The sequence below is a fragment of the Holdemania sp. Marseille-P2844 genome, assembly GCF_900120005.1.
GTDB lineage: Bacteria > Bacillota_I > Bacilli_A > Erysipelotrichales > Erysipelotrichaceae > Holdemania.
Genome location: NZ_LT635451.1, coordinates 174,010 through 190,452 on the forward strand (window position 1 = coordinate 174,010; position 16,443 = coordinate 190,452).

The 16,443-nt window shown below is 54.1% G+C and carries 11 protein-coding genes; 10 read left to right on the forward strand and 1 reads right to left on the reverse strand.

Annotated elements, in window-relative coordinates; genetic code table 11:
- Window positions 1–47 precede the first annotated feature (47 nt).
- The 5 genes from BQ7364_RS07485 (at window position 48) to BQ7364_RS07505 (ending at window position 7,176) form a co-directional block, all read left to right on the forward strand.
- On the forward strand, window positions 48–1,964 hold the full coding sequence (locus tag BQ7364_RS07485; protein ID WP_072684153.1) for a penicillin-binding transpeptidase domain-containing protein: 1,917 nt from the start codon (window positions 48–50) through the stop codon (window positions 1,962–1,964).
- The gene (locus tag BQ7364_RS07490) at window positions 1,915–3,354 is read left to right on the forward strand and encodes a UDP-N-acetylmuramoyl-L-alanyl-D-glutamate--2,6-diaminopimelate ligase (protein WP_072684154.1); all 1,440 of its coding nucleotides are present in this window, start codon (window positions 1,915–1,917) and stop codon (window positions 3,352–3,354) included. The genes BQ7364_RS07485 and BQ7364_RS07490 overlap by 50 nt, the downstream gene beginning before the upstream one ends.
- A gap of 17 nt (window positions 3,355–3,371) precedes the next feature.
- Window positions 3,372–4,334 carry a phospho-N-acetylmuramoyl-pentapeptide-transferase gene (gene mraY, locus BQ7364_RS07495; protein ID WP_072684155.1) on the forward strand — a complete coding sequence of 321 codons (963 nt, stop codon included), beginning with the start codon at window positions 3,372–3,374 and terminating at the stop codon, window positions 4,332–4,334.
- A 1-nt stretch (window position 4,335) separates the two neighbouring features.
- On the forward strand, window positions 4,336–5,664 hold the full coding sequence (gene murD / locus BQ7364_RS07500) for a UDP-N-acetylmuramoyl-L-alanine--D-glutamate ligase (RefSeq protein ID WP_072684156.1): 1,329 nt from the start codon (window positions 4,336–4,338) through the stop codon (window positions 5,662–5,664).
- Between the two features lie 225 nt (window positions 5,665–5,889).
- Window positions 5,890–7,176, forward strand: coding sequence for an ISL3 family transposase (locus BQ7364_RS07505; RefSeq protein WP_072684157.1), 1,287 nt, complete (start codon window positions 5,890–5,892; stop codon window positions 7,174–7,176).
- Between the two features lie 234 nt (window positions 7,177–7,410).
- Here the strand turns inward: BQ7364_RS07505 and BQ7364_RS07510 are convergent, their stop codons facing one another.
- A complete protein-coding gene (locus BQ7364_RS07510) occupies window positions 7,411–7,836 on the reverse strand; it encodes a sporulation initiation factor Spo0A C-terminal domain-containing protein (RefSeq protein WP_159432771.1) in 426 nt (141 codons plus the stop codon).
- 228 nt (window positions 7,837–8,064) lie between these two features.
- On the opposite strand from BQ7364_RS07510, the gene BQ7364_RS07515 reads away from it, so the two are divergent.
- The 5 genes from BQ7364_RS07515 to nifJ all read left to right on the forward strand — a co-directional run bounded on the left by BQ7364_RS07515 (window position 8,065) and on the right by nifJ (window position 16,229).
- Window positions 8,065–9,282, forward strand: coding sequence for a class I SAM-dependent rRNA methyltransferase (locus BQ7364_RS07515; RefSeq protein WP_072684159.1), 1,218 nt, complete (start codon window positions 8,065–8,067; stop codon window positions 9,280–9,282).
- An 18-nt stretch (window positions 9,283–9,300) separates the two neighbouring features.
- Entirely contained in the window at window positions 9,301–9,810 is a 510-nt protein-coding gene (gene pyrR, locus BQ7364_RS07520; protein ID WP_072684160.1) for a bifunctional pyr operon transcriptional regulator/uracil phosphoribosyltransferase PyrR, read from the forward strand.
- A gap of 38 nt (window positions 9,811–9,848) precedes the next feature.
- Window positions 9,849–10,877, forward strand: a complete 1,029-nt coding sequence (locus tag BQ7364_RS07525) for a M42 family metallopeptidase (RefSeq protein ID WP_072684552.1) — start codon at window positions 9,849–9,851, stop codon at window positions 10,875–10,877.
- A 234-nt stretch (window positions 10,878–11,111) separates the two neighbouring features.
- A complete protein-coding gene (locus BQ7364_RS07530) occupies window positions 11,112–12,515 on the forward strand; it encodes an MATE family efflux transporter (RefSeq protein WP_083538485.1) in 1,404 nt (467 codons plus the stop codon).
- Window positions 12,516–12,722: 207 nt separating this feature from the next.
- Window positions 12,723–16,229: a pyruvate:ferredoxin (flavodoxin) oxidoreductase gene (gene nifJ / locus BQ7364_RS07535; protein WP_072684161.1), complete on the forward strand. Its 3,507-nt coding sequence runs from the start codon at window positions 12,723–12,725 to the stop codon at window positions 16,227–16,229.
- Window positions 16,230–16,443 lie beyond the last annotated feature (214 nt).

Genomic DNA, 16,443 nt, shown 5'->3' on the forward strand with positions numbered 1-16,443 from the left:
CGCATGAGCGCGGGTCTTTTTTCATAGGATGAAACAGAGGTGATCGGATGCTGAGCACACGGATAAAAAAACGCATCAACAAAATCGTGATCGGCGGCACGGTCATTTTTGCCTTGATCATCGGCAAGCTGGCTTACGTTCAGATTCTGGATCGGGAAACGCTGTTTTCCAAAGCGCAGGATTTATGGGAGCGGGATTTCCCAGTATCCGGACTGCGCGGGAATGTTCTGGACATCAATGGCGAAGTGCTGGCGACAGATATTCCTTCGACGTCGGTCATGGTTGTTCCGGCCCAGATCACCGATCCCGACAGCACCGCCCAGCAGCTGGCGGACATTCTGGAAACGGAAAAAGAGAACATCTACAAGCAGATCACCCGCAAGGTTTCGACTCAGCGGATCGTCCCTTACGGCCGGCTGATTTCCAACGAACAGGCCAAGGCGATCGACCATCTGGATCTGACCGGCGTGTATCTGGTGCAGGACTCGCTGCGCTATTATCCCAACGGCGCCTACCTGGCGCAGGTGCTCGGCTTTACCGGCGTGGACAATCAGGGGCTGGCCGGACTGGAGCTGCAATATGAGGAAATTTTAAAAGCGAATAAGGGAAGTATGAAAATTCCATTCGACGCGAAGGGCCATCCGGTGAAAATCTATTCCGAGCGCTATGAAGCGCCGGGCCAGGGAATGGACGTCATGCTGACAATCGACACGCGGATTCAAAGTATTCTGGAGCGCGAGCTGAACAACGCGATGGAACGCTATAACCCGGATTCTGCCTGGGGACTGGCGATGAACCCCAACACCGGCGAAATTCTGGCGATGGTGTCGAAGCCGGACTTTGATCCCAATCATTACCAGGACTACGACGAATCCGTCTACAACCGCAACCTGCCGGTCTGGATGAGCTATGAACCGGGTTCGACGTTTAAAACGGTGACGTTTTCCGCGGGGCTGGAGGAAGGACTGTTCGATATGGAACACGACGGTTATTACGACCGCGGTTATGAAATCGTCGAAGGCGCGCGCTTAAAGTCGTGGAAAGCCGGCGGTCATGGTCAGCAGACCTACATGCAATGCCTGCAGAATTCGTCCAATCCCTGCTTTGTGCACATCGCCCAGATGCTGGGCGGCGATAATCTGAGTAAATATCTTGATGCCTTCGGCTTCGGTCAGAAAACCGGCGTCGATCTGCCGGGCGAGGCCAAGGGCATCCTGTTCAATGCCGACGACTGGGGCTTGCTGGAACAGTCAACAACGGGTTTCGGCCAGGGCATTTCCGTCACGGCGATCCAGCTGGTCACGGCCTTCTGCGCAATCGTCAACGGCGGGACGCTGTACCAGCCGTATATCACCAAGGCGATCCTGCATCCGACGACCAAGGATCCGATCGTCGAGGTGAAGCCCAACGCCGTGCGCCAGGTCATCAGCGAGGATACCAGCTTCAAGATGCGCTATGCGCTGGAAAGCGTCGTGGCGTTAGGCGGAGCGAAGGGGGCGTATATCGACGGCTACAAGATCGGCGGCAAGACCGGTACAGCCCAGAAGGCGAAGGACGGCGCGTATCTGAGCGGCGAGTACATTCTGTCGACGATCGCCGCGGCTCCAATCGACGATCCGCAGATCGTCGTGTATATCGCGCTGGATGCGCCAAAGTCCAACATTCAGTACGGCGGCACCGTCGTTTCCCCGATCGTGCGCAACGTGCTGGAAGATGTGCTGACACTCTATGAGGTCAGGCGAACCGACGATCAGATGGCGAAGATCAAGCTGTGGACCGATCCGGTGACCATCGAGGTCGGCGATTATATCGGCAAGGAATACAAAAAGGTAAAAAACGAAAATCTGAAGCTGGTCAAGATCGGCGAGGGCGACGTCGTCGTTGACCAGCTGCCGAGTCCGGGGGTGAAAATTGATGAACAAGGAACAGTCTGGCTCTACTGCCCGGCGGCGTCGGCTGAATGAGCTGCTGCGGGTGATTGGCATTGAAACGGAAGACGCGACGGAGCTGACCGCACTCAGCGACCGGGCGCAGGAAATCGGCCGGGACGGGTTGTTTGTCGCGCTGCGGGGCGACCGCGCGGATGGACGGCAATGGGCTGACGCGGTGCGCTCGCGCGGCGGGTACGTGCTCAGCGATCAGCCGGGGGAACGGACGATCGTGCATCCCGATCCGCGTGCAGTCTATCCGCTGCTGCTGCAGGCGTATTACGATTATCCGGCGCTGAAGCTGACGATGATCGGCGTGACCGGCACCAATGGCAAAAGCACGGTTACCCAGCTGCTTTACGACATGTTAAACGGCGCCGGGCGGCGCTGTTGTCTGATCGGCACCGGGCGGATTGTGATCGGCGATGAAATTCGCTTCAGTCCGAATACGACGCCCGATCCGCTGACGTTAACGCGCTTGCTGGACGAAGCGGTGAGACGGGGGATTGATACCGTGATCATGGAGGTCAGCTCCCAGGCGCTGGCGATGCACCGGGTCGACGGGCTGTTGTTCGATCTGGCGGTGCTGACAAATCTGAAACAGGATCATTTGGATTATCACAAGACATTAAAAGCGTATCAGCGGGCGAAATTCATGTTGTTTGAGAAATTGAAAGAGAAAGGGACGGCGATTTTGAATCAGGACGACCCGGTGACGCAGCGCTGGCTGGGACAGCTGCACCGGCCGGTGTTTACCTATGGCCGGGACAGCGTCAATTTCCGGATTCATCCGGTCGCGGAAACGCTGGATTCGATCACGTTTGATCTCAACGGCCACCGCGTCGAAGCGCCGCTGGCCGGAATCTTTAATGAAGGGAATCTGGCAGCCGCACTGGCCTGCGGGTTCGCGCTGGATATCCCCTGGGCGGCGATGCTGGAGTTCGCGCGTCATGCGGCGTTACCGGAAGGCCGGATGGAAATCGTATGCCAGCAGCCGGTGCTGGCCGTCGTCGACTACGCGCACACCGCCAGCGCACTGGAAGCGATGCTGAAGCACTGGCGTAAGGTGGCGGATGGGCGGCATACCCGTTTAAGCGTGGTGTTTGGCTGCGGCGGGGATCGGGAGGCGGATAAACGCCCGCTGATGGGCCGGATCGCCTGCACCTATGCCGATCAGGTTGTGTTATGCGACGACAATCCGCGCACCGAGGATCCAGATCGAATTCTGGCGCAGATTGCCGCGGGCTGCGACGGCTCTGAGAAAATCATCCGCGACCGGGCGGAAGCAATAAAATTTGTACTCGACGGCGCGCAAACTGATGATATAATAGTAGTCGCTGGAAAAGGCGGGGAGACTTCCCTGATCCAGAACACGGCAAAGACTTGCCCCAGCGACCGCACGTTGATCGAGCGGTACTTCGGGTAAGCGGGGAGGACAGAAACATGTTTCTAACACTGGTCAGTGCTTTTGGAATCAGCCTGGTCGTCGTGCTTGCGACGATGCCGCTGCTGATCTCCTATCTACATAAAATCAACTACAACCAGACCGTCAGCGAATATTCGTTAGAAGAATACAAACAAAAACAGAAGACGCCGACGATGGGCGGCATCGTGTTCGTGCTGACGCCCTTAGCCGTAACGCTGCTTCTGCAGCCGGAGGCGATCCGCGACCTGCAGGCGATGATCGTGATGCTGGCGTATGTCGGCTACGGTCTGATCGGCTTTCTGGACGATTATATCATCGTGATCCGGCAGAACAACGAAGGCCTTAAGCCGCAGTACAAATTCTTTTTACAGCTGGTCTTAGCGGTGTTGTTCTTCTTCATGTACCGCCAGAACGCGTCGACGGATGTGATCCTGCCGTTTCTTGAATGGGTGATTCCGTTAGGCGGGCTGTATATGCTTTTGGTGTTCTTTATGTTCACCGGCGCGTCCAACGCCGTCAATCTGACCGATGGCATGGATGGGCTGGCAGGGGGATGCAGCTTTTTGGCCTTCGCGCCGTTTGTGATGTTCGCTCTGCAGCAGGACAAGCTGGCGATCGCGACGTTCATCATGGCGGTGATGGGTTCGCTGCTGGGCTTTTTGAAATACAATTCGCATCCGGCGAAGATCTTCATGGGCGATACCGGCTCGCTGGCTTTGGGCGGGGCGCTGGCTGCGGTCGGGATGATTCTGAAGCAGGAGATCGCCGTAGTGGTGATCGGCGGAGTGTTCGTCTGGGAAACGCTGTGCGTCATCATCCAGATCTCGTCGGTGAAGCTGCGCGGCAAACGCGTGTTCCGCTACACACCGATTCATTACAGCTTTGTTTTAGGCGGCATGCGCGAGACGCAGGTCGTTGTGATGTTCTGGATTTTACAGCTGGTCTGCACAGTGGCCGGCTTTCTGATTGGAGTGTTGTAATATGAAGGTTTTAATCATCGGCGCGGCCCGCAGCGGGACGCAGGCGGCGTATTTGCTGGCAAGTCATCATCATGCGGTCACGATCACCGATATGAAGCAGATCGACGCAAAACGCGAACTGGAAGAAGCCGGAGTTCAGGTGTTGGATCACGGACATTCGGAATTTTTGAAAATGGAAAACTGGGATCTGATCGTCAAGAATCCGGGAATTCCTTATCATGCGCCGTTCGTGCAGTATTTCGTGGAGAAAAAGGCGCGGATTGTCAATGAAATCGAGGTCGCTTCGTGGTTTACCGATCAGTTTACCTATGCCGCCATTACCGGTACTAATGGTAAGACCACGACGACGACGCTGCTGGGCGAACTGCTGAAACGCAAGCGTCCCAATGCCCGGACAGCGGGCAATATCGGCGTGCCGTTATCGGAAATTGTGCGCCAACAAGGTGATCAGAAGACGGACGTGGCGCTGGAGGTCGCTGCCTTTCAGCTGGTCGCGATGGAAAAGTTCCATCCAGCGGTGTCGGTCTGCATGAATCTGACGCCGGATCATCTGGATTATTTCGGTTCGCTGGACGCCTATTACGACGCCAAGATGCTCGTCTGGAAAAATCAGACCGGCGACGACTGGTTTTTAGTCAATCTTGACGATCCGGAAATCGTCAAACGCTGCGTGGATCTGCCGTGCCGCAGGGTGACGTTTTCGCTGGATAAGCCGGCCGACGTCTGCGTAAAGCAGGATCAGGTCTGGCTGTTTGATCAGCCGCTGTTTGCGCTGAGTGATCTGCATCTGCCGGGCCGGCATAACTTGCAGAATGCGATGGCGGCGGCCGCGATGGCGGTGAAGATGGGCGTGGACGCGGATCAGATCCGCGAAGGCATCCGCACGTTCAAGGGCGTCGAGCACCGGATCGAATTTGTGGCGGAAATCAATGGCGCGCGGTATTACAACGATTCCAAGGGGACCAACGTCGACGCGACGACGGTCGCCCTGAAGGCTTTTGACAAACCGGTGATTCTGCTTGCCGGGGGGTATGATAAAAAGACCGGCTTCGAGGGTCTGAAGCCGGTTCTGGACCGGATCGCGACGATGATCGTGTATGGCGAAACCCGCGATCAGCTCAAGGCGCTGCGGCCGGATGCGATCGTCGTGGAAACGATGGCGGAGGCTGTTGATCAGGCCTGTCAGCTGGCGAAGAAGGGCGATATTGTGCTGTTGTCGCCAGTCTGCGCCAGCTGGGATCAGTTTACCGACTATGAACAGCGCGGCCGCCAGTTCAAGGAACAGGTGTTGGCGCTGACCGGGCAGGCTGATGAAAAAAACGGTCTGTAACGCCGGTATTGTGCTTTAACCTTGAGCGATCCGAGATCATTGGCGTATCCGGTCACGACAGGTCATGCAGCGGATGTTCTTGAAGAAGACCTGATTTTCAGGTTCTATAAATTTTGGTGTTGGTAGAAACCAACGCCTTTTTTTCTTGAGCATAAAAAAAAGAGACATAGGTAAGAATTTCCGTTACAATAAAATCACCACAAATTACAGAAAGGAAATCTCACTATGTCCATTACTCATTCTATCGTATCTGTTCTCAATTTAAAAGATCCTCATCTTCATTTCTCTGAGGATTGTGTCTCTTCTCAGTCGATTCGTGGTGTTGACTCCCTTGTCTTTTCCGGCTCGCTTTCTTATGACCCTCCCTCTTCCTGTCCTCTCTGCGGGTCCTCCAACCCCGGCTCGGCTATCATCAAACATGGTACGAAATCCTCCCTCATCACCCTGCCTTCCGTTTCCCGCCGCCCCGCTTATCTCCGCCTCAAAAAACAACGCTTCCTTTGTAAACATTGCGGCCATACTTTTACGGCTTCGACTTCCATCGTTCTCCCTCATTGTTTCATTTCCAATAACACTCGTCTCTCCATTGCCCTCGACGCCAAGATGAAGACTTCTGAAAAAGATATCGCTTTCCGTCACTCTGTTTCTCATGCTACGGTGAATTCCCTTCTTCAACAGCTCTATCAGGATTTTAAAGTCCAGCGGAATTTTCTTCCCCCTCATCTCTGTTTTGACGAGTTTCGCTCTGTCAAAGGGGTTGATGCTTCAATGTCTTTTCTCTTTCTTAACGCGGAATCCGGTCAGATCCTCAATATCCTTCCTGATCGCAGAATGCCCGCTCTCATCCGCTATTTCATGAGCTATTCCAGGAAAGCCCGCGAAGCCGTTAAAACCGTTTGTATGGATATGTATTCCCCTTACTTCTCTGTCGTTCACCACTGTTTCCCTCACGCCAAGATCATTCTTGACCGCTTCCACATCGTTCAGCTGCTCAGCCGCGCTCTCAATAAGACCCGCGTCAATTTCATGAATCAGAGTAAGCCTCATTACAATAAGCTCAAACGCTATTGGAAACTCCTTCTTAAATTTGAAGATGACCTGAATGATCAGGACTTCAAAAAATGGGTTTGCTTTCCATCTCTGATGCGCGAAATTGACATTGTCCACTTCTTAGTTGAACTGGATCCCGAGCTCAAGGCGACTTATGAGCTCTATCAGAGTCTCCTTACCGCGCTCAACCGGAAAGATCCTGACGCCTTCCTCCAAGCTTGTCTGAATCCTGATCCTTTGATCTCCAAGCCCATGAATACCGCCATTCAGTCCTTAGTGGAACGGAAAGAGGCAGTGATCAACGCCTTGACTTACTCATTTTCCAATGGCATGATTGAAGGTACGAATAATCTGATTAAGGTCATCAAGCGTCTGGCTTTCGGTTATCGTTCTTTCATTCAATTTAAGACCCGCATTTTACTTATTTCTAACACCTTAGTTCCCTGCCGTTTTCTCAATTAAAAATGAGTCCCATTTCTGGAACTCATCTGCGTCTTTCTTGTTTCGGTTTTTCTCTCACCAACACTATTTTTGAAAGAGCCGATTTTCATACTTGAAACAGCTGCGATAAAATAAAAAAGATCCGCCGTCGAGCACTTGATCGCGAATATCCCAGGGCAGCTGCCCGGATTCGTTGATCGTTGGCTTCAACGGCGGATTTTTGGGTTGCGCATAAACCGGCACGTCTGAACCTGTTCAGCGGTTCAGATAATCGCAGACGGCCCAGAGGAACTCGGCGTTGGATGGTCGGCCCTGATCCGGATTGACGGAATACCCGAAAATCTCACTGATCAGGGAAGCATTGCCGCGCAGCCATGTTCGTTCAATGGTGCAGCGGATGTTTTTCTCAACCCGGTCTTTGGTGCTGTTAAACTTTTCGGCAATGATCGGATATAATCCGCGGTCCAGGTTCTTGAGCAGGTGCGGCTGTTCCGCGAGCGTGATCATCGCGAATTCCAAGAACCGGTAACCGGAAAGACTGCTGGGCATGCCCAATTCGTGAAGCAGCTGAGCCGAACGGCTTAACTGCGGCCTCCTGTGATTTTCAGGCGCCCGAAATAATTCACGGACGCAATAAAAAAGTCTGTGATGAAGCACAGCGTTTTCACTAATTGTATTCATGCTGAAAAAGTCATAACTCATATCCCTGGCACCCTCTTTTCTCCTGATTTGTTTGGAATCAGAATAAAAACAGAGGTCTGGCTTGCAGAAATGATAAAAAACGGTGCCATTTCAGATTACACTCTTTTTGTGACCTTGTCAAAGGTTTAACCGGAAATTTGGGAAAAGAATATTTGTAATTTCCCTGACTTTCAGATAAGATAAGACTGTGAAAAAGAGGGATGAATCATGAAACAACAACGTCAGTTTCCGACGGTGACCGTGACGAAAAAAGCGCAGCGCAGCCTGCAAAGCGGTCATCCGTGGGTTTACGGCGGCGAAGTCGTCGAAGTCAAAGAAACGGCGGACGGGCAGCTGTGCGATGTCGTCAATGAAAAGGGAACTTATCTGGGAACCGGGTTTTATAATGAACAGTCGCTGATCCGCGTGCGGATTGTTTCGCAGAATGCCAACGACGGATTTGACGAGGCGTTCTGGCGCCGCCGGATCGGGTACAGTCTGGATTACCGCCGGATCGTCATGGGCGAGGATTTCGGCTGCTGCCGGCTGATTTTTGGGGAAGCCGATCACTTCCCGGGCTGGACGGTCGATCGGTTTGGTTCGGTGCTGGTCAGCCAGATCATGTCGCTGGGGATCGAACGGATCAAGGATCAGCTGTTTGCCCTGTTGTGGGAAGAAATGGAAAAACGCGGTCAAACAGTCGCGGGAATTTACGAGCGCAACGATATTGCGCTGCGCAAAAAGGAAGGACTGAGGGAAGGTACGGGCTGGGCCGCCGGCTTCCCGCATCCTGAAAGCACGACGACGCAGATCGTGGAAAACGGAATCCGCTATGAGGTTGATTTTGGCGAGGGGCAGAAGACGGGATTTTTCCTCGATCAGAAATACAACCGTCAGGCAGCGGCCCGGCTGGCGAAGGGAAGATCGGTGCTGGACTGCTGCACGCATACCGGATCATTTGCGCTCAATGCGGCGAAGGCTGGGGCGGCGCGGGTGATCGCCGCCGATATTTCCGCCAGCGCATTAGCCAGCGCCAGAGACAATGCGCGGCTTAACGGATTGGAAGAGAAGCTGGAGTTTGTGCAGGCCGACGTGTTCGATCTGTTAGCGGATCCGAAGTGGAAAGCGCAGGGCATTGATTATGTCATTCTCGATCCGCCGGCGTTTACCAAATCCCGCAAAACGATCCGCAGCGCCTATCAGGGCTATTGCCAGATCAACACGCTGGCGATGAAGCTTTTGCCGCGGGGCGGATTGTTCGCAACGGCGTCATGTTCGCATTTTATGGAAGACGCAATGTTTGAAACGATGCTGCAGGAAGCCGCGCGGAACGCAAAGGTCGAGCTGCGGCAAATCGAGGTCCGTCATCAGGCCCCGGATCATCCCATTTTAATAACCGTGCCGGAAACCCGGTATCTTAAATTTTATTTATTCCAGATTGTGTGACGAAAGGAGAAGACAAACATGAAGGAAATTATGGACGCCAGTTCCATGAAGCGTTCGTTAGTACGCATGGCGCATGAAATCGTAGAAAAAAACAAGGGTGTGGAAGGACTGGTGCTGGTCGGCATCAAGACCCGCGGCGAATTTCTGGCGGAACGTTTAAAAAAGATGATCGATCAGTTTGAGGAATGCGACATTCCCTGCGACAGCCTTGATATTTCTTCGTGGCGCGACGATATAGAACGCGGCGAGGTTCAGCCGCCGGCCTTGCGCGTGCCGGTGCAGGACAGAATCGTGATTCTGGTCGACGACGTCTTGTATAAAGGCCGCACAGTGCGCGCAGCGATGGACGGCATCATGCACTTCGGCCGGCCGCGGGCGATTCATCTGGCGGTGTTGGTTGACCGCGGACACCGCGAGCTGCCGATCCGCGCCGATTATGTCGGCAAGAACGTGCCGACTTCACTCAATGAGGATGTGAAAGTGCTGGTCAGCGAAACGGATGATCAGGACGGAGTCTATATCAGTTAGTCTGGTTCAGAAGGAAAAGAGGAAACGCAATGAAGAAGATGAACGAACAAATTCTGGCGGACTATGCTCAACAACTGCTGAGCATCGACAGCCCGACCGGTTTTACTCAGCATGCGATCGACTGGATCGAAAAACAGGTGCAGGCGTTAGGCTACGCCTGTTATCGCAACGCCAAGGGCAATCTGATCGTGGAAATCGAAGGACCGGCCGATCAGCCGGCTGTTGCGGTGAGCGCGCATACCGATACGCTGGGGCTGATGGTCCGATCAATTAAAAAGGATGGCAAGCTGGCGTTTACCCGGCTGGGCGGGCCGTGCCTGCCGACGCTGGATGGCGAATATTGCCGCATCATCACACGCCAGGGAAAAGTCTATACCGGTACGATTCTGTCGACGGCCCCGGCAGTGCATGTCTACAAGGAAGCTTCGAGCCAGGAACGCTCGGAGGAAACGATGGAAGTACGGATCGACGAGCTTGTCCGCAATGAAGAGGATGTGCGCAGATTGGGAATCCAGGCCGGGGATATCATCGCGATCGACCCGAAGACGACGATCACCCCGAGCGGCTTCATCAAATCCCGCTTTCTGGACGACAAGATTTCCGCCGCGATCTTTCTGACGCTGCTGAAAGCGCTCAAAGATGAAAACGTGACCACGCCGCAGAAAACCTATTTCCTGTTCTCCACCTATGAGGAAGTCGGCCACGGCGCTTCGTGGATTCCAGGTGATGTCCGGGAGCTGTTGGCGGTCGATATGGGCTGCGTCGGTACAGATCTGAGCTGTACTGAGACCGATGTGTCGATCTGCGCCAAAGATTCCGGCGGCCCGTATGATTATCAGATGACCAGCCGGCTGATCGAACTGGCGCAGGCGCACCAGCTGCCCTATGCCGTCGACATCTATCCGTTTTACGGCAGCGACTGCGGCGCGGCGCTCAAGGGCGGCAACGATATCCGCGGCGCTTTGATCGGCCCGGGCGTGCATGCCAGCCACGGTATGGAACGGACGCACATGCAGGGCGTCAGCGCGGCTTACACGCTGCTGGCGGCCTACCTGCTTGAAAAATAAGCGAAGGATGCTCTGAAAGAGACAAATCCCGTTTATTGGACAGGATTTTCAATATCGAAGCCCGCAGCTGAAGTGGAAGTTCGATCTTCCGGCGGCGGGTTTCTTTTTTTTGCGCTGAGGATAGGGTGAAAAAATCAGGCCGGTCCGTTTCCCTTAATCAAGGGCAGAACTAAAGACGCATTTTCTGAAGAATTATGGTAAACTATTCGGTATAGAATTGAGGGGGAGTTATAAGTGGACGCAATATTGAACTTTTTCCGCTGGCAGGGAATGATCAAGCCGGCTCAGATCCGCGGCGAAATACCGAGCAACAAAGCGATTTACAAGCGCACCTATCAAATCGCCTGGCCCAGCGCCGTCGAGAGCGTGCTGATCGCGCTGATCGGAGCGGTCGATTTGATGATGGTCGGCAACCTGGGCTCGGCGTCGATCGCGGCGGTCGGCATCACCAACCAGCCGAAGTTTCTTGTGCTGGCGACGATCCTGGCGCTCAACACCGGAGTTACCGTGCTCGTTTCCCGCCGCAAGGGGGCGGGAAAGCAGGAAGAAGCGAATACCTATCTGCGCCAGGCGCTGCTGCTGAGCGTCGGGTTTTCTTTTCTGCTTTCCTTCTGCGGCGCGCTGTTCGCTCCGCAGATTCTGGCGTTTGCCGGGGCGACGCCGGATTATCTGGGCCTGGCGGTGACCTATTTCCGGATCATCATGTTCGGTAATTTCTTCTACTGCATCGGTCTGACGATCACCGCCGCCCAGCGCGGCGTCGGCAACACGCGGATTTCGATGGTGACCAACATCGCGGCCAATCTTGTCAACCTCGTGTTCAACGCACTTTTGATCAACGGTCTGTTTTTCTTCCCGCGCCTGGAGGTGGCGGGCGCGGCGATCGCGACGGCGATCGGCAATATCGTCTCGTTTCTGATCGCGGTGTATTCCGTCACGCATACCGAGGGCTTCTTAAAGCTGCATCGGCGGCAGTCGTGGAAGCCGGATATTCCGGCGATCCGCGATCTTTATAACATCAGCTGGTCGGCCTTTGTTGAACAGATCTTTTTGCGGATCGGCTTTCTGATGTACGCCAAAGCGGTGGCCGGCCTGGGCACGGTCGCCTTCGCCGCCCATCAGATCGTCATGAACATCATGTCGATTTCGTTCTCCGTCGGCGACGGGCTGTCGATTGCCAATACCTCGCTGGTCGGGCAGAGCTTAGGCGCCAGCCGCTCGGATATGGCGATCATCTACGGCAAGGTTGCCCAGCGGATCGGCTTGATTCTGGCAATTCTTGTCTCCGGTTCGATCACGCTGTTCCGCGCCCAGCTGATGGCGCTGTTCACCAACGAGGCGGCGGTGATTCTGGCCGGGGAAACACCGTTGATCATTCTTTCGATCACCGTGCTGTTTCAGATCGTGCAGGTCATCATCGTCGGATCGCTGCGCGGGGCCGGCGACGTCAAGTTTGTCGCGCTTCTGATGTTTGTCAGCGTCACGATCGTCCGGCCGGTTCTGACCTGGGTGCTGTGCTATCCGCTCAATCTGGGATTGCCGGGGGCGTGGCTGTCGGTGCTGCTCGATCAGTTCACGCGCTATATCGTCAGCTACTGGCGTTTCCGCGAAGCGAAGTGGACGCGCATTCAAGTGTAGGCAACAGAAGGGGGAAATTCATTGATTTCCTCCTTTTTTGACGGCCGGTTTTCAGGCAAATTGTAAAGTTTAAATCATCTGATGGAAAGCGCTTGAAAAAAATGGGTAAAAATCGGAAAGAAGCAGGAAGAAGTTGAAAATCGAGGTTTAAAAATCAAACCTTTTGTTTTATAATGGTAACGGTTAGAGAGTACAGGAGGTTTAACCATGACAAAAACTTTTATGTCCATGGATGGCAATACAGCTGCCGCTCATTGCGCGTATGCGTTTACTGAAGTAGCTGCAATCTATCCTATCACCCCATCCTCACCGATGGCTGAAGTCGTTGACGCATGGGCTACTCAGGGCCGTAAAAACATTTTTGACACGATTGTCAAAGTTGCGGAACTGCAGGCTGAAGGCGGTGCCGCCGGCGCGGTACACGGCGCTCTGCAGGGCGGTGCGCTGGCGTCCACATTTACGGCAAGCCAGGGCTTACTGTTGATGATTCCAAATATCTATAAGATGGCCGGCGAGCTGCTGCCAGGCGTTATTCACGTCGCAGCGCGTTCTCTGGCAACCCGTGCACTGAGCATTTTCGGCGATCACAGCGACATTTATGCCTGCCGTCAGACCGGCGTCTGCATGCTGGCGTCGCATTCCGTTCAGGAAGCAATGGATCTGGCCGGCGTCGCGCATTTAGCGGCGATCAAGGGCTCCGTACCGTTCGTTCATTTCTTTGATGGCTTCAGAACTTCTCACGAAATTCAGAAAGTCGAAGTCATGGATTATGAGTTCTTAAAGAGCTTGATCGACATGGACGCGGTTGAAGCGTTCCGGGCCAATGCGCTGAACCCGCATACCAACGCGGTAACCCGCGGCGGCGCGGAAAACGACGACATTTATTTCCAGGGCCGCGAAGCGCAGAATCTGCACTATGAAGCGATCCCGGATATCGTTGCCGATTACATGAAGAAGATCAGCGAGCATACCGGCCGCGAATACGCACCGTTCACTTACTATGGTGCACCGGATGCGGAACGCATCATCATTGCGATGGGTTCCGTTACCGAAACGATTAAAGAAACGATCGACGAGCTGACCAAGCGCGGCGAAAAAGTCGGCCTGATCAAAGTCCATCTGTATCGTCCGTTCTCCGTGAAGTATCTGACCGCGGTGCTGCCGGCTTCGGTCAAGAAGATCGCGGTTCTGGACCGCACGAAGGAAATGGGCGCCCGCGAACCGCTGTACCTCGACGTCTTAGCCGCATTAAAGGGCATGGATCTGACGATCATCGGCGGCCGCTACGGCTTAAGCTCCCGCGATACGCAGCCGAACCAGATCAAGGCTGTTTATGACGAACTGGCGAAAGATGCTCCGAAGGCGGAATTCACCATCGGCATCAACGATGACGTTACGCACCTGAGCCTGGAAGTCGATCCTGAATTCCATGTCAGCGCGGACTACACATCCTGCCTGTTCTTCGGTTTGGGTTCTGACGGTACCGTTTCGGCGAACAAGTCTTCGATCAAGATCATCGGCGACAACACCGATCAGTATGCGCAGGCGTATTTCCAGTATGACTCGAAGAAGGCCGGCGGCGTTACCCGCTCCCACCTGCGTTTCGGTCATTCCCCGATCCGTTCCACCTATTATATTGAAAACGCTGATTTCGTTTCCTGCAGCTTAGACGCTTACTGCTTCAAGTATGACATGGTCAGCTGCCTGAAGAACGGCGGAACCTTCTTATTGAACACAACGTTCTCCGCAGAGGAACTGCAGGATCACCTGCCGAACCGCATGCTGGCGCAGCTGGCGAAGAAGAACGCGAAGTTCTACATCATCGACGCGACCAAGATCGCTCAGGAAATCGGCATGGGCCGCCGGACCAACACGATCCTGCAGTCGGCGTTCTTCGCGCTGAACGAACAGATCATGCCGTATGATAAAGCGGTTGAACTGATGAAGTACATGGCGAAGAAGTCCTACTCCAAGAAGGGTGACGAAATCGTCCAGCTGAACTACAAGGCGATCGACCAGGGCAAAAACGGTCTGGTTGAAATCGAAGTGAAGCCGGAATGGGCTGAACTGAGCTATGATTCCGGACGCAAGCTGACCGGCGACGAATACTTTGACAACCATGTCATGGCGATCAACTCTCTGGAAGGCTATGATCTGCCGGTATCCAACTTCATGAAGTACGATATCCTGGACGGCTCGATTCACAACAGCGTTTCCTTCAAGGAAAAGCGCACGATCGCGGTTCAGGTTCCGACCTGGGATCCAAACAACTGTATCCAGTGCGGATTCTGCTCGTTCGTCTGCCCGCATGCGACAATCCGTCCGTTCTTACTGACGGATGAAGAAATCGCCAATGCGCCGATGGAATTCAAGACGATTCAGGCGATGGGCAAGGGTGTTGAAAATCTGAAGTATCGGATCCAGGTTTCTCCGGCGAACTGCGTCGGCTGCGGTCTGTGCGTTGTTGAATGTCCGGGCAAGGGCGGCAACAAGGCGCTGAAGATGGTCGATATCAACGAAAAGCTGGATCAGGAACCGCTGGCCGATTACCTGTTCAAGCACACCGAATACAAGACGAACTACTTCCCGGTGGACACGGTCAAGGGCTCGCAGTTCGCAATGCCTTACTTTGAAGTTTCCGGAGCCTGCCCGGGCTGCGGCGAAACGCCTTACTACAAGCTGGCTTCTCAGCTGTTCGGCAAGGATATGATGATCGCCAATGCGACCGGCTGCTCAATGATCTACTGCTCCTCGACACCGTCAACTCCGTTCTCCAACGATGCGGAAGGCAACGGCGTCGCCTGGGCGAACTCCCTGTTTGAAGACAACGCTGAATACGGCTACGGCATGGCTTTGGCGCAGAACTTCAAGGAAGCGCGCATCCTGTCGCTGATGGAAAACAACCTGGATTCCGTTGAACCGGAACTGAAGGCGGCGTTCGAGAAATATCTGGCGGCGGGCAACAACCGTGATGCACAGCGTGAAATCAAAGATGAAATCATTGCCGGCGTCAAAGCTTCCGCGAATGAAGCGGTCAAGGAACTGCTGGATTACGAACGCGACCTGGTCGGCAAGTCGATCTGGATCGTCGGCGGCGACGGCTGGGCTTATGATATCGGCTACGGCGGATTGGATCATGTTCTGGCCAACAACCTGAACGTTAACGTCCTGGTTCTGGATACCGAAGTTTACTCCAACACCGGCGGACAGGCATCCAAGTCTTCGCAGTCGGCAGCGATCGCGAAGTTCGCAGCCGGCGGCAAGAGCACCGCGAAGAAAGACCTCGGTCAGATCGCGATGGCTTACGGTCATGTCTATGTCGCTTCCGTTTCGATGGGCGCGAACCGGGCTCAGACGCTGAAAGCCTTCAAGGAAGCTGAAAGCTATGACGGACCATCCCTGATCATTGCTTACGCACCATGTGCTGAACACGGCATCAAGGGCGGTCTGGCGAACCATCAGAGAGTTCAGGCCAAGGCTGTTGAATGCGGCTATACTGTTCTGTACCGTTTTGATCCGCGCAACGAAGAACATCCGTTAACGATCGATTCCAAGGAACCGAACTGGGATCTGTTCCAGGCGTTCCTGCTGAACGAAACCCGTTACAGCCAGCTGCCGAAGCTGAAGGGCGAAAAAGCATACGAAATGTTCGAAAGAACAAAGAAGGATGCGCAGCGCCGTTATACACGCTTAGTCAAGCTGTCAGAAGAATAAGCTGAAGATCGTATAGAAAGCTGACCCTCATTTTGGGGGTCGCTTTTTTTTGCTTTTCAGCCGCTGTTGAATGGAAGCATGGAATTATTCCCTGATCGATTTTGATACATCTGAATTTGAATAAAACAAGCTCCTCTTTGCAGAAATCTGGCAAACAATGTCCGCCGGATGTCTAAGGCTCAGGATGAAAACCGCGGAAGGACTTGATAATTGA

Bases quoted from the DNA above. Each gene is read 5' to 3' on its own strand.
- BQ7364_RS07485 (WP_072684153.1), top strand. From the start codon at position 48: ATGCTGAGCACACGGATAAAAAAACGCATCAACAAAATCGTGATCGGC.
- BQ7364_RS07490 (WP_072684154.1), top strand. From the start codon at position 1,915: ATGAACAAGGAACAGTCTGGCTCTACTGCCCGGCGGCGTCGGCTGAAT.
- mraY (WP_072684155.1), top strand. From the start codon at position 3,372: ATGTTTCTAACACTGGTCAGTGCTTTTGGAATCAGCCTGGTCGTCGTG.
- murD (WP_072684156.1), top strand. From the start codon at position 4,336: ATGAAGGTTTTAATCATCGGCGCGGCCCGCAGCGGGACGCAGGCGGCG.
- BQ7364_RS07505 (WP_072684157.1), top strand. From the start codon at position 5,890: ATGTCCATTACTCATTCTATCGTATCTGTTCTCAATTTAAAAGATCCT.
- BQ7364_RS07510 (WP_159432771.1), bottom strand. From the start codon at position 7,836: ATGAATACAATTAGTGAAAACGCTGTGCTTCATCACAGACTTTTTTAT.
- BQ7364_RS07515 (WP_072684159.1), top strand. From the start codon at position 8,065: ATGAAACAACAACGTCAGTTTCCGACGGTGACCGTGACGAAAAAAGCG.
- pyrR (WP_072684160.1), top strand. From the start codon at position 9,301: ATGAAGGAAATTATGGACGCCAGTTCCATGAAGCGTTCGTTAGTACGC.
- BQ7364_RS07525 (WP_072684552.1), top strand. From the start codon at position 9,849: ATGAACGAACAAATTCTGGCGGACTATGCTCAACAACTGCTGAGCATC.
- nifJ (WP_072684161.1), top strand. From the start codon at position 12,723: ATGACAAAAACTTTTATGTCCATGGATGGCAATACAGCTGCCGCTCAT.